Raw genomic sequence first — 12743 nt, forward strand, 5'->3', positions numbered from 1 at the left:
GAACAACAAGACAACAATGGTTTTACCAAATGGCCGAAACCAGAATTGGGTTTTCTCACGATGTGAATTTTTACGCCCTTGTACGGAGGCAACATAATGATTACCGGTATTCAAATTAGATGACGGGCTCGAACCGCCGACCCCCTCCGTGTAAAGGAGATGCTCTACCAACTGAGCTAATCACCCACTGCTGTGGTACTGCTATTTTTCACATCCTGCTCTATCAAAGAGTGGTGGGTCGTGCAGGATAACTCGGCCTTTGGCCTCGCCCTTGCGGGCCATCACCGGGGTGATGTTGTCTCGCTTCGCGAGACTCGAACCTCTACGGCTATCCGTCTATTTCATAGACGGCCCCTTCGGGCCAGCGCAAGCGCTGTTCAAAAGCGTAAACGCTTTTGTCTCATCCTGACGATTTAACACCTTGCTCTATCAAAGAGTGGTGGGTCGTGCAGGATTCGAACCTGCGACCAATTGATTAAAAGTCAACTGCTCTACCAACTGAGCTAACGACCCACTGATGTGGTTTACTGCTGATGGCGAATAGGTTACAAAAACCGACTCGCGGAAAACAAGGATGGGGATGTTCAGGACAACTCGACGGGTACTCGACTCGGACCTTTACTTTGCCACATCAAACCGATTCTGAAGCTACCATTCTCTAAGAATGGTGGGTCGTGCAGGATAACTCGGCCTTTGGCCTCGCCCTTACGGGCCATCACCGGAGTGATGTTGTCTCGCTGCGCGAGACTCGAACCTTTACGGTTCTCATCCTTTACGATTCTCTATTGCAGCCATTCTCTAAGAATGGTGGGTCGTGCAGGATTCGAACCTGCGACCAATTGATTAAAAGTCAACTGCTCTACCAACTGAGCTAACGACCCATAACAGTGGTGGGTGATGACGGGCTCGAACCGCCGACCCCCTCCGTGTAAAGGAGATGCTCTACCAACTGAGCTAATCACCCACTGTTGTGGTTACTGCTACTTCAGAAATTGGTGGGTCGTGCAGGATTCGAACCTGCGACCAATTGATTAAAAGTCAACTGCTCTACCAACTGAGCTAACGACCCAATTTCCCTGCCGCTTTAACATCTTGCAAGATGTCTTGGCAACGGCGGCATATATTACTAATTTATCTTGGCAGCGCAACCTAAATTTTTTACCGATGCGTTCAACTGCTTGTTCTTCACGCGAATGAGCCCAGAAATCGGTCAAATCGACTAACTTCTGGGCTCATTTTTCTAACCGTTAACCGCCTACGCGACTTTTCGCCTGCTTGGCCGCCGCACTGGTTGGGTATTGTTTAATCACCTGCTGGAACACGGCCTTGGCTTTATCGGCCTGCCCTTTTTCCTGCATGATGATACCCACCTTGTACATGGCGTCCGGCGCCTTCGGTGATTTAGCGTAATTCTTCACCACCACCGCAAAATAATAGGCCGCATCGTCTTTTTTACCCTTGTTGTAGAACAACTGGCCCAGCCAATAGTTGGCGTTGGGCTGGTAAGTAGACTTCGGGTACTGTTTTACGAAGGACTGAAAGGCGGAAATCGCCTGGTCATACTGTTTTTTTTCCAGCGCCAGAGAAACAGCGGCGTTGTAGTCGCTGTTCTCATCACCGCCGCTCGGCGTTGCAGAAGCGGCTGCAGGCGCGCTGCTGCCCGCATCGGAAGATGCGCCTGCGGCTGCCCCGCCGGCAGCGCCCGCTGCCGCAGAGGCGCTCTGAGCGCCGCCCTGGCTGAGGCTATCCATCTGTTGATAGATTTGCTTCTGGCGTTCAACGACCTGATTCAACTGATACTGGCTTTCCTGGATTTGCCCACGGAGAGAATCAATGTCGCGTTGATTGTCAGAGAGTTGTTGCTGGAGTTGGTTTAAAAGCTGGCCTTGAGCATTGCTGATGCGCTCAAGCGAGGTGACGCGGTCTTCGACCGAGCCGGAGCCGACATTACTGATTGGCGCTTGGGCAGTAGCGGCCCAAGGGGCCGCTACGCCAACCAGTAACGACAGACTCAACAGGTGACGTCTGAAGTTACTGTTCATGCGATTCTCTTAGTAAACCAGAACGGCACGACGGTTTTTAGCATAAGCCGCTTCGTCGTGGCCCAGTACTGCTGGTTTTTCTTTACCGTAAGAAACGATAGAGATCTGGTCAGCGGAAACGCCTTTACCCTGCAGGTACATTTTAACGGCGTTAGCACGACGCTCACCCAGAGCGATGTTGTATTCCGGCGTGCCGCGTTCGTCAGCGTGGCCTTCAACGGTCACTTTGTAAGACGGGTTGTTACGCAGGAATGCAGCGTGCGCGTCCAGCATCTGAGCGAATTCGGAGCTTACGTCATACTTGTCCAGGCCGAAGTAAACGATGTTGTTCTTCTGCAGTTCTTGCATCTGCAGACGAGCTTGTTCTTCGGAAGACAGGTTGCTGCTGCCGTTTTCCATACCAGTGCCGGCGCCAGCGCCCATACCAGATTGGTCGTTGTTCGCGCTTTTGTTAGAACTACAAGCTGCTACAGCCAGAACTGGCAGTGCCAGCAGAAGCCCTTTCAGCACTTTGTTCAGTTGCATTTCTTTGATCCTTTTATAGTTTGCCATACATATTTACACATGCATCACAGATACGGCGACCAGGCAGGGAATTTGACCTGTCCATCAGTTGCCGGAAGACGCGCTTTGAAACGCCCATCAGTTGACACCAACTGCAGCACGGAGCCCATACCTTGCGTGGAGCTATAGATCACCATGGTGCCGTTTGGCGCAATACTAGGCGTTTCATCCAGGAAGGTGCCGGTCAAAACCTGAACGGCGCCTGATCCAAGATCTTGTTTGGCGATGTGTTGTGCACCACTGTTGGTGCTGACCATCACCAGGAATTTACCATCGGAGCTGACTTCAGAATCCTGGTTCTGAGAGCCTTCCCACGTCAGACGCTGTGCGGCACCGCCGCTGGCGCTGATTTTATAAATCTGCGGACGCCCGCCCTGGTCGGAGGTAAACGCCAGAGACTGGCCATCCGGGAACCAGGTCGGTTCGGTGTTGTTGTTGCGGCCATCGGTCAGCTGCGTGATCTGGCCGGAGCCGAGGTTCATCACGTACAGGTTCAGGCTGCCGCTCTTGGACAGCGCGAAGGCCAGCTTGCTGCCGTCCGGCGAGAACGCCGGCGCACCGTTGTGGCGCGGGAACGAAGCGATCTGGCGGATGGCGCCGTTAGCCAGGGTTTGCACCACCAGCGCGGAACGGCCGCTCTCGAAGGTCACGTAAGCCAGTTTGCTGCCATCCGGCGACCAGGCCGGCGACATCAGCGGCTCAGGCGAACGGTGCACCGTGAACTGGTTGTAACCGTCGTAATCCGCTACGCGCAGCTCGTACGGGAATTTCCCGCCGTTGGTCTGCACCACATAGGCGATACGGGTGCGGAACGCGCCCTTGATGCCGGTCAGCTTCTCGAACACTTCGTCGCTGGCGGTATGGGCAGAATAACGCAACCACTGTTTGGTCACTTTATACTGGTTCTGCGCCAATACGGTGCCCGGCGAACCCGAGGTGTCCACCAACTGGTAGGAGATCAGGTAGCTGCCGTCGGCGCCAGGTTGAACCTGACCGACCACTACGGCGTCGATGCCCAATGCAGTCCAGGCCGCCGGCGTCACTTCAGACGCGGAGGTAGGTTGCTGCGGCATGCGCGCCACGTCGATCGGGTTGAATTTGCCGCTGTTGCGCAGATCCGCACCGACAATCTTGCCGATATCTTCCGGCGGCGTGCCTGGGCCCGCCCATTTAAACGGCACCACGCCAATCGGACGAGCGGAGTCGACCCCTTGGGTGATTTCAATGCGAACTTCCGCGTGCAACACGGACGCCCACAGAATTAAAAAACCTAGCGCTACTCGAAATGCCTGCTTCATCTCATCTCCCTTATCCAGGCGGGATGCCTGCGATAAATTAGCAGAATTTTAACAAACCAACTCACGTAAAACTACATAATCCCTGTTGGTTACCTTAGTACATCCCTGTGATCTTACTCAGCTCAAACAACCATTATTCCGGCCTGAACGTAAGGGGAGCATTCTTAAACACCTCATACACCGCCTGGCTTGGCGGTTTCGGGATCTTCGCCTGTTTCGCCGCGGCTATCGCCGCCTGACACAGTGCCGGATCGCCCCCTTCAGATTTAACGTCTACCAGAAAACCGTCCGGGGCCAGCTTGATTCGCAGGTCACATTTACGGCCCTTGTACAGATCCGCATCGTAGAACTTGCTTTGAATCGCAGCGGTAATCTGGCCAAGATAGCCATTGATTTCCGCCCCGCTGGCCCCAGCCGCTTTGGCATTGCCCTGGCCAGCCGGTTTACCGTCACCCTTCTGCTTGCCACCACCTTTCGGCGCGTTCTTGCCGTCCGCCAGGCCACCAAACAGGTCATCAACTTCCGCCGATTGCTTCGCAGCCTCGGCGGCGGCTTTTTTCTTCTCTGCAGCCGCTTTCTTGGCTGCCGCAGCTTTCTCAGCGGCGGCCGCTTTCTTCTCTGCCTCGGCGGCAGCCTTCTTCTCGGCTTCCGCTGCGGCTTTTTTCTCGGCTTCAGCAGCCGCTTTCTTCTCCGCGGCCTCTGCAGCTTTTTGCTCTGCGGCAGCGGCGGCGGCTTTCTTCGCCTCTTCCGCCTGTTTCTTGGCGGCGGCAGCGGCGGCCGCTTCTTTCTTGGCTTCCGCTTCGGCTTTCTTCTGCGCGTCCGCCTGCGCCTTGGCGACCTTGTCCGCTTCGGCCTTCGCCTTGGCGGCGGCGGCTTCGGCGACCTTTTGTTGCTCTTTGGCTTTCGCTGCGGCGGCTTCCGCCGCTTTTTGCTGCTCGGCGGCCTGCTTCTGCTGCTCCGCCGCCTTCTGCTGTTGCTCAGCCTGCGCCTTGGCGTTCTGCGCGGCTTTCTCCTGCGCCGCCAAACGCTCTTTCTCCAGCTCTTTCAGGCGCTGCTGCTGCTCCGCCTGCTTCTGCTGAAGCTCTTCGGCCTGTTGCTCCGCTTTTTTCTGGCGCTGCTTCTCGGCACGCTGCGCATCGTTGCTCTGCTGCTGCTGGCGGTTGTACTGCTCCACCACCGCGCCGGGATCGACCATCACCGCGCCCACTACAGAACCATCGCCGCCGCCGCCGGCGCTCATGTCGACCTTTTCCTGCAGCGATCCCCAAATCAGCAGGGCAATCAGTATGAAGTGCAGAACGACCGAAACAATAACGGCGCGGTTCAGCTTATCGTTTTGCTCAGTTGCCTTTACCAAAATAGATTCCCAAAAACTGGTGTTGCTTATACGGGGTTCCTGGGCCGCAGCGCAGGAACCGGGTTGCCGTTCGCCTTACGGTCAGATCGGCTGGGTCATCAGCCCCACGGAAGCCACGCCCGCCTGATGGAGAATATTCAATGCCTTGATAATCTCATCGTAAGGGACTTCCTTCGCACCGCCGATCAAAAAGACCGTTTTCGGGTTAGCCGCCAAACGCGACTTGGCTTCGGCCGCGACTTGTTCAGGCGGCAGCAGCTCCATACGGTTGTGATCCACCACCAGGGTGTATTGACCTACGCCGGAAACCTCGAGGATCACCGGCGGATTGTCATCGCTGGACACCGTTTTGGAATCGGTGGCGTCCGGCAGGTCAACCTCCACGCTCTGCGTGATGATTGGCGCAGTTGCCATAAAGATCAGCAGCAGCACCAGCAACACGTCGAGCAGCGGAACGATGTTAATTTCGGACTTCAGCTCGCGCCGACTACGTCCACGTACTCTCGCCATGCTACCTCCTACTTATTTGCTGTCGCTGGAGAAGGCCTGACGATGCAGAATAGCGGTGAACTCTTCCATAAAGTTGTCGTAATTCTGCTCAAGCTTGTTGACGCGCTGGTTGAGACGGTTATAGGCCATTACCGCCGGGATGGCGGCGAACAGACCGATCGCGGTGGCGATCAGCGCTTCGGCGATACCCGGCGCCACCATCTGCAGCGTGGCTTGCTTCACCGCGCCCAGCGCGATAAAGGCGTGCATGATCCCCCACACGGTGCCGAACAGGCCGATGTACGGACTGATCGAACCGACGGTGCCGAGGAACGGAATATGGGTTTCCAGCGTTTCCAGCTCGCGGTTCATCGAAATGCGCATCGCACGCGACGCCCCTTCGATCACCGACTCCGGCGCATGGTTGTTGGCGCGGTGCAGGCGGGCGAACTCTTTGAAGCCGGAATGGAAGATCTGCTCGGAACCGGTCAGGCTATCGCGACGCGCCTGACTTTCCTGGTACAGACGGGAAAGCTCGATACCGGACCAGAATTTGTCTTCAAAGGCTTCGGCGTCACGCGTCGCCGCATTGAGGATGCGGGTGCGCTGAATGATGATCGCCCAAGAGGCTACCGAGAAGCATATCAAAATCAACATGATAAGCTTAACCAGCAGGCTCGCCTTCAAGAATAAATCTAGGATGTTCATGTCAGTCACTGCTTAAACTCCGCGACAATAGACTTAGGAAGCGCTCTTGGCTTCATTTGGTGTGGATCAATACAGGCAATCAGGACATCTGCCTGGCTCAGTAGGGCCCCGTCAGAATTGACAATGCGTTGAGCAAACGTGAGAGAAGCCCCGCGCAGAGAGGTGATTTCACTCTGGACCTCCAGTTGCTCGTCGAGACGAGCCGGAGCCAGATAATCCACCGTCATGCGCCGGACGACAAAAGCGACTTGTTCACTGAGCAGCTGCTGTTGATGAAAGTTGTGCTGACGCAGCATCTCTGTGCGCGCTCTTTCAAAAAAGGCGACGTAGCGGGCGTGATAGACCACACCACTGGCATCGGTATCCTCGTAGTAAACGCGAACCGGCCATCGAAACAACGTATTACTCACTCTACTTCCCAGCAATGCAATTTAACGCTGCTACTATACGCAAGACAGATCGGGTTGGGAATGGGTTACAAGATGGGAATGAAAATAATTATGGGCCGTGAGGGCCCATAACGTGGGGACATCGGGGAGATTATAAAGAAACGTAAAGTAATCCTGCGCACAAGATCACAATTGCAGGAAGCGGCGCGAAAAAAGCGCGCCAGACGCTGCGCTGCGGGCGGAATCCGAAGCCGTGGATCACTCCGGCGCAGACGGCCCAAATCAGCAACAGCCCTTCCCAAATCTCCAGCGAGCTGGTTTTGGCGGCGAAACGCGTCGGATCCCAGAACACGCACCCCGCCAAAATCAACGCCAGCGCCAGGGAAAGGGCCCGAACCGGGCCCTTGTCGGTGACAGCGTACAGCTTGTCAATCACGGACGAGCTCATTACTTACCGTCTTGCTGAGCTTTGGTCGCTTCGCTCTGCTCAAGCGCCAGCGCCGTGATGATGCCGAAGGCGCAGGCAAGAAGCGTTCCGAGAATCCAGGCAAAATACCACATGGTTTAGCTCCTTATCCTTAGTACAGCGAATGCTTGTTGTTTTCGATGTAGTTCTTGTCGAGACGACCGAACATTTTGTAGTACGACCAGCTGGTGTACGCCAAAACGATAGGCACGAAAATCGCCGCCACGACGGTCATCACTTTCAGCGTCAACAGGCTCGACGTCGCGTCCCACATGGTCAGGCTGACGTTAGGCACGGTGCTGGACGGCATCACGAACGGGAACATGGTGACCCCGGCGGTGAGGATGACGCAGGCGATGGTCAGCGACGAGGTGACGAACGCCAGCGCGCCTTTCTCCAGGCGCGAGAACAGGATGGTGAACAACGGCAGCACTACGCCCAGTGCAGGCAAAGCCCACAGCAGCGGATACTTGTTGAAGTTGATCAGCCATGCGCCGGCCTGATGCGCCACTTCTTTACGCAGCGGGTTGGATTCCGCCATGGTGTCCAGCGCCGAAGTGATCACGTAGCCGTCGATGCCTTTAACCAGCCACACCCCCGCCAGCAGGAAGCATACCGCCATGATCAGCGTCGCGATCTGCGCTGCGGCGCGTGACCGCAGGTGGATCTCGCCGGTGGTGCGCATCTGCAGGTAGGTCGCGCCCTGAGTGACCAGCATGGTCAGACTGACCACGCCCGCCAACAGACCGAACGGATTCAGCAGCTGGAAGAAGTTGCCGGTGTAAAACAGACGCAGGTACTCGTCCACATGGAACGGCACGCCCTGCAGCAGGTTGCCGAACGCCACGCCGAACACCAACGCAGGCACGAAGGAACCGATGAAGATGCCCCAGTCCCACATGTTGCGCCAGCGGCTGCTCTCCAGCTTGGAACGGTAGTCAAAACCGACCGGGCGGAAGAACAACGCCGCCAGCACCAGGATCATGGCGACGTAGAAGCCCGAGAAGGCCGCTGCGTAGACCATCGGCCAGGCGGCGAACAGCGCGCCGCCGGCGGTGATCAGCCACACCTGGTTACCGTCCCAGTGAGGGGCGATGGAGTTGATCATCACCCGGCGCTCGGTATCGGTTTTACCGATGATGCGCACCAGGATGCCGACGCCCATGTCGAAACCGTCGGTGACGGCGAAGCCGATCAGCAGTACGCCAACCAGCACCCACCAGATAAATCGCAGTACTTCATAGTCAAACATACGTGGACTCCTGTTTAGCGCGCTTCCTGCACGGCGGCAGTCGGTTGTTCAAAGTGGTAGCGGCCGGTTTTCAGGCTGCTTGGACCCAGACGCGCAAACTTGAACATCAGGTACATTTCAGCCACCAGGAACAGGGTGTACAAGCCGCAAATCAGCCCCATCGAGAACAGAATGTCGCCCGCGGTCAGCGAAGAGTTGGCGACTGCGGTCGGCAGCACCTCACCAATCGCCCACGGTTGACGGCCGTATTCCGCCACGAACCAGCCGGCTTCCACCGCGATCCACGGCAGCGGCAAGCCATACAGCGCCGCACGCAGCAGCCATTTTTTCTGGCCGATGCGGCCGCGCACCACGCTCAGGAAGGACAGACCGATAATCAGCAGCATCAGCACGCCACAGGCCACCATGATGCGGAAGGCGAAGTACAGCGGCGCCACGCGTGGAATGGAGTCCTTGGTCGCCTGCTGGATCTGCGCTTCCGTCGCGTCGCTGACGTTCGGGGTATAACGCTTCAGCAGCATGCCGTAGCCCAGGTCTTGCTTGGTTTTGTTGAATTCCGCACGCACCGCAGGATCGGTATTGCCGCCGCGCAGCTCTTCCAGCAGCTGGTAGGCTTTCATGCCGTTGCGGATGCGCACTTCATGTTGCGCCAGCAGATCTTTCAGGCCGGTGACCTGAGTGTCGGTGGAACGCGTAGCGATCAGGCCAAGCGCATACGGGATCTGAATAGAGAAGGAGTTTTCCATCTTGTCCTGATCGGGGATGCCGAACAGGGTGAAGGACGCCGGCGCCGGCTGGGTATCCCACTCCGCTTCGATGGCGGCCAGTTTGGTTTTCTGTACGTCGCCCATTTCGTAACCGGATTCGTCACCCAGCACGATCACCGACAGCACCGCAGCCATGCCGAAGCTGGCGGCGATGGCGAAGGAGCGTTTGGCGAAAGCGATGTCGCGGCCCTTCAGCAGGTAGTAAGCGCTGATGCCCAGCACGAACATGGCGCCGGTGGTGTAGCCTGCAGCCACGGTGTGAACGAATTTCACCTGCGCAACCGGGTTAAGCACCAGCTCGGAGAAGCTGACCATCTCCATGCGCATGGTTTCGAAGTTGAAATCCGACGCGATCGGGTTCTGCATCCAGCCGTTGGCGACCAGGATCCACAGCGCGGACAGGTTGGAGCCGAGGGCCACGAACCAGGTTACCGCCATGTGCTGCACCTTGCTCAGACGATCCCAGCCGAAGAAGAACAGGCCGACCAGCGTCGATTCAAGGAAGAACGCCATCAGACCTTCGATAGCCAGAGGGGCCCCGAAGATATCGCCGACGTAATGAGAGAAATATGACCAGTTAGTCCCGAACTGGAACTCCATGGTCAAACCGGTGGCCACACCCAGAGCAAAGTTAATCGCAAATAACTTTCCCCAGAATTTGGTCATGTCTTTATAGATTTGTTTGCCAGACAGGACATATACCGTTTCCATAATTGCCAACAAGAACGCCATACCGAGCGTTAATGGGACAAATAAGAAATGGTACATCGCCGTTAAAGCAAACTGTAAGCGCGACAGTTCGACAATATCAAACATCTTGACTCCTTGCTCCTCGCAGGAAGACTCCGACACGCGGTTATCGGCACGCTTCTTTCAAAGCCGCCAGTAACGCCCCGCAGTGAATGCCCTTAAACACAACAAATTTGATCCAGCTTCTCCGCTTTCAACCGCACACTCGGCCAATAGCCCGCACGGGCCGTCGACAAGCACGCCACTGAAAACCGACAACGGGTAACAAATGCAACAAGATCAACCATCCATAATCACAACATGGATGATACTCGCCCAATCCCACACAATAAATAGGTTTTTACGTGACGTGGGTTGGACTTTTGGTTACAGGTCAAATCTTAGCCGAAAGAGGTACTTCGGCCTAATTTGATCTGAGACAATTTAAGCCTATCCGCATATTATTTCCATATTCATCAGCACATTTCGCATAATTTTCTTAGGGTCATGTTGCGCAATGGTTTAATTGTTTTTTAATGATATTTTTGTGTTAAGTAAATGTAATTCAAAAGAGCCGCCATTGTATTATTACGCACTTATTATGCGACATAATTAACCTTTTATTTCCAATAAGCCGTGACAGTGATAGCAGTCACAAAACAACAAATCTCTCTCCAATATTAGTCTATTTCTCGCAATGGGATCGTAAAGGTTGCGATTTTGTAGCAAAATGACCACTTATGTTAAAATTGCATTGAGTGACAATAACTTATGAAAAAAATCATCTTTGCCTCTGTCTTGGGACTCTCGGGAAACGCCATGGCCGCCGAAACGGTAAATATCACCCTGTTGGGCACCTCCGATCTGCACGGCACTTTCGTGCCCTGGGACTACGCCAGCGACACGGAAAACCTGGCGGGCAGCCTGAGCCAGATAGCCACCCAGGTCAAAAAGGTGCGCGCCGAACAGCCCAACCTGATTCTGGTGGACGCCGGCGATACCATCCAGGGCAACTTCGTCGAAACCTTCAAACAGGAGGCCGTCAGCCCGATGATGCTGGGCCTCAACGCGCTTGACTACGACGTCTGGGTGATGGGCAACCACGAATTCGACTTCGGTCTGCCGGCGCTGGCCACGCCGCTCAAACAGTTTAAAGGCGCGGCGCTGGCGGGCAACATCGTCTGGGACAGCGGCAAACCTTATCTGCCGGCCTATACCATCCTCGAACGCCAGGGCGTGAAGATCGGCATTATCGGCATGGACACGCCGATGACTGCGGAATTCGCCAAGGGCACCGATCGCATCAAAGGGCTGAACTTCACCGATCCGGTACAGGCGGTGAAACAGGTCATCAGGCAGATCGACGGCCAGGTCGACGCGATCGTGCTGGTCGCGCATATGGGCATCGACAACGAGAACCAGCGCCCCGGCACCGGCGTGGCGGACATCGCCAACGCCAACCCGGAGCTGGCGGCGATCGTCGCCGGCCACATGCATGTGAAGATCGACAAAGCGGTGGTGAACGGCGTCATCATCACGGAGCCGGATAAGTACGGTCGCGCGCTGTCACGCATTGACCTGCAATTTGAACGCCGCGACGGCAAATTCACGCTGATCGACAAAAACAGCTACACCTATTCCATCAAGGGGCTGGCGCCGGACAGCGCCATGCAGGCTCTCTACCAGCCGTATCATGACATTTTGCGCGCCAACGCCAACCGAGTCGTGGCGAAGCTGGGCGGCAGCGATCTGGTGCCTGCCGACGAGTTCCGCGGCATTCCTCAGGTACACGTTCAAGATACCGGCATCAGTGAGTTATTCCAGCAGGCCGCCCGTCACTATGCACCGCTGGCGCAGGTGATCGCCCTGCAGATCGACAACGATCGCGCCAAACTGGATGTCGGCGACATCAAGGCCAAGGATATCGCCTTTAACTACCAATACGCCGGCGGCGAGATCACCGTTTATCAGCTCAACGGCAAAGCGCTTAAACGCTACATGGAGTGGTCTGCCGATTATTTCAATCAGCTGCAGCCGGGCGACGTCACCTACAGCTTTAACCCGGCGCGGCGCTCGTCCAAATATTCCACCAACGATTTCTTCGACGGCGTCACTTACACCATCGATCTGCGCCAGCCCGCCGGCTCGCGTATCGTCGATCTGCGTCTGGCAGACGGCACGCCGGTCACCGACGACATGCCAATCCGCCTGGGCATGAACAGTTACCGCATGGGCCACCTGACGCAAAAGGGTGGCGCGCTGGAGGGGCAATCCTTCCCGGTGCTGTTCGACAGCAAAGCGCAATACGGTGAAGAAGAAGGCACCATTCGCAACCTGACTCTGCGCTACCTGACGGAAGTGAAACACGGCCAGTATCAGAGCGTGCCGCCGCAGCGCTGGAAGCTGGCCGGCATGGCGGGATACGAACCGCAGCGGGCGATCGTCAAACGGCTGCTCAATGAAGGCGTTATCCAGGTGCCGACCACCGACGACGGGCGCTACACCAACGTCGCCTCGATCAACGTCAAAGACGCGCTGTTCAACAATGCCGACGATTACCGCACCGCCCTCACCTCGCTGGAGCAACAGCGGCAAGCCGCCGCCGATCCGGTGCGGCAGCGCCGCCTGCAGGATCGGATCTCGCTGATCAAGGCGCTCAACGACTTCTGATCTTCACCCATA

The 12743-nt window shown here is 56.3% G+C and carries 12 protein-coding genes, 4 tRNA genes and 2 other RNA genes; 1 reads left to right on the plus strand and 17 read right to left on the minus strand.

From position 1 onward, the window contains the following. Nucleotides 1–231: 231 nt before the first annotated feature. The 17 genes from H7A77_RS09690 to cydA all read right to left on the minus strand — a co-directional run bounded on the left by H7A77_RS09690 (nt 232) and on the right by cydA (nt 10148). Nucleotides 232–368: non-coding RNA, RtT sRNA (locus H7A77_RS09690), on the minus strand. 69 nt (nt 369–437) lie between these two features. After that, nucleotides 438–513, minus strand: a tRNA-Lys gene (locus H7A77_RS09695). Nucleotides 514–665: 152 nt separating this feature from the next. Then, nucleotides 666–790: non-coding RNA, RtT sRNA (locus H7A77_RS09700), on the minus strand. A 15-nt stretch (nt 791–805) separates the two neighbouring features. Next, nucleotides 806–881 (minus strand) — tRNA-Lys (locus tag H7A77_RS09705). A gap of 7 nt (nt 882–888) precedes the next feature. Next, nucleotides 889–964, minus strand: a tRNA-Val gene (locus H7A77_RS09710). Between the two features lie 29 nt (nt 965–993). Continuing rightward, a tRNA-Lys gene (locus H7A77_RS09715) sits at nt 994–1069 on the minus strand. Between the two features lie 178 nt (nt 1070–1247). Continuing rightward, nucleotides 1248–2042: a cell division protein CpoB gene (gene cpoB, locus H7A77_RS09720; RefSeq protein WP_004939852.1), complete on the minus strand. Its 795-nt coding sequence runs from the start codon at nt 2040–2042 to the stop codon at nt 1248–1250. 9 nt (nt 2043–2051) lie between these two features. Beyond that, nucleotides 2052–2567, minus strand: coding sequence for a peptidoglycan-associated lipoprotein Pal (gene pal, locus H7A77_RS09725; RefSeq protein ID WP_004939853.1), 516 nt, complete (start codon nt 2565–2567; stop codon nt 2052–2054). Nucleotides 2568–2611: 44 nt separating this feature from the next. After that, on the minus strand, nt 2612–3904 hold the full coding sequence (gene tolB / locus H7A77_RS09730; RefSeq protein WP_004939856.1) for a Tol-Pal system beta propeller repeat protein TolB: 1293 nt from the start codon (nt 3902–3904) through the stop codon (nt 2612–2614). 133 nt (nt 3905–4037) lie between these two features. After that, nucleotides 4038–5261 (minus strand): cell envelope integrity protein TolA, encoded by a 1224-nt coding sequence (tolA, locus tag H7A77_RS09735; RefSeq protein ID WP_164107210.1) that lies wholly within the window; start codon nt 5259–5261, stop codon nt 4038–4040. Nucleotides 5262–5342: 81 nt separating this feature from the next. Next, nucleotides 5343–5771 (minus strand): colicin uptake protein TolR, encoded by a 429-nt coding sequence (gene tolR, locus H7A77_RS09740; protein WP_004939859.1) that lies wholly within the window; start codon nt 5769–5771, stop codon nt 5343–5345. A gap of 12 nt (nt 5772–5783) precedes the next feature. Beyond that, nucleotides 5784–6467 carry a Tol-Pal system protein TolQ gene (gene tolQ / locus H7A77_RS09745; protein ID WP_004939862.1) on the minus strand — a complete coding sequence of 228 codons (684 nt, stop codon included), beginning with the start codon at nt 6465–6467 and terminating at the stop codon, nt 5784–5786. After that, nucleotides 6464–6868: a tol-pal system-associated acyl-CoA thioesterase gene (gene ybgC / locus H7A77_RS09750; RefSeq protein ID WP_004939863.1), complete on the minus strand. Its 405-nt coding sequence runs from the start codon at nt 6866–6868 to the stop codon at nt 6464–6466. The genes tolQ and ybgC overlap by 4 nt, the downstream gene beginning before the upstream one ends. Nucleotides 6869–6998: 130 nt before the next feature. Further along, entirely contained in the window at nt 6999–7295 is a 297-nt protein-coding gene (gene ybgE / locus H7A77_RS09755) for a cyd operon protein YbgE (RefSeq protein ID WP_033641067.1), read from the minus strand. Next, complete coding sequence (cydX, locus tag H7A77_RS09760) at nt 7295–7408, minus strand: cytochrome bd-I oxidase subunit CydX (RefSeq protein ID WP_004939868.1); 114 nt, start codon at nt 7406–7408, stop codon at nt 7295–7297. Before cydX ends, ybgE begins: the two co-directional genes overlap by 1 nt. A gap of 17 nt (nt 7409–7425) precedes the next feature. Further along, the gene (cydB, locus tag H7A77_RS09765; RefSeq protein WP_015376980.1) at nt 7426–8565 is read right to left on the minus strand and encodes a cytochrome d ubiquinol oxidase subunit II; all 1140 of its coding nucleotides are present in this window, start codon (nt 8563–8565) and stop codon (nt 7426–7428) included. 14 nt (nt 8566–8579) lie between these two features. Next, nucleotides 8580–10148 (minus strand): cytochrome ubiquinol oxidase subunit I, encoded by a 1569-nt coding sequence (gene cydA / locus H7A77_RS09770; RefSeq protein WP_004939873.1) that lies wholly within the window; start codon nt 10146–10148, stop codon nt 8580–8582. Between the two features lie 684 nt (nt 10149–10832). Here cydA and H7A77_RS09775 point away from each other — a divergent pair. Beyond that, the gene (locus H7A77_RS09775) at nt 10833–12731 is read left to right on the plus strand and encodes a bifunctional UDP-sugar hydrolase/5'-nucleotidase (protein WP_182074098.1); all 1899 of its coding nucleotides are present in this window, start codon (nt 10833–10835) and stop codon (nt 12729–12731) included. Nucleotides 12732–12743 lie beyond the last annotated feature (12 nt).

The sequence above is a fragment of the Serratia sp. ME47 genome, assembly GCF_903970925.1.
GTDB classification, from domain to species: Bacteria; Pseudomonadota; Gammaproteobacteria; order Enterobacterales; family Enterobacteriaceae; genus Serratia; species Serratia ureilytica.

Excerpts from the sequence above, each read along its gene's own strand:
- H7A77_RS09775 (WP_182074098.1), top strand. The coding sequence starts at position 10,833 with ATGAAAAAAATCATCTTTGCCTCTGTCTTGGGACTCTCGGGAAACGCC.
- cydB (WP_015376980.1), bottom strand. The coding sequence starts at position 8,565 with ATGTTTGACTATGAAGTACTGCGATTTATCTGGTGGGTGCTGGTTGGC.
- tolB (WP_004939856.1), bottom strand. The coding sequence starts at position 3,904 with ATGAAGCAGGCATTTCGAGTAGCGCTAGGTTTTTTAATTCTGTGGGCG.
- cpoB (WP_004939852.1), bottom strand. The coding sequence starts at position 2,042 with ATGAACAGTAACTTCAGACGTCACCTGTTGAGTCTGTCGTTACTGGTT.
- cydA (WP_004939873.1), bottom strand. The coding sequence starts at position 10,148 with ATGTTTGATATTGTCGAACTGTCGCGCTTACAGTTTGCTTTAACGGCG.
- cydX (WP_004939868.1), bottom strand. The coding sequence starts at position 7,408 with ATGTGGTATTTTGCCTGGATTCTCGGAACGCTTCTTGCCTGCGCCTTC.
- pal (WP_004939853.1), bottom strand. The coding sequence starts at position 2,567 with ATGCAACTGAACAAAGTGCTGAAAGGGCTTCTGCTGGCACTGCCAGTT.
- ybgE (WP_033641067.1), bottom strand. The coding sequence starts at position 7,295 with ATGAGCTCGTCCGTGATTGACAAGCTGTACGCTGTCACCGACAAGGGC.
- tolR (WP_004939859.1), bottom strand. The coding sequence starts at position 5,771 with ATGGCGAGAGTACGTGGACGTAGTCGGCGCGAGCTGAAGTCCGAAATT.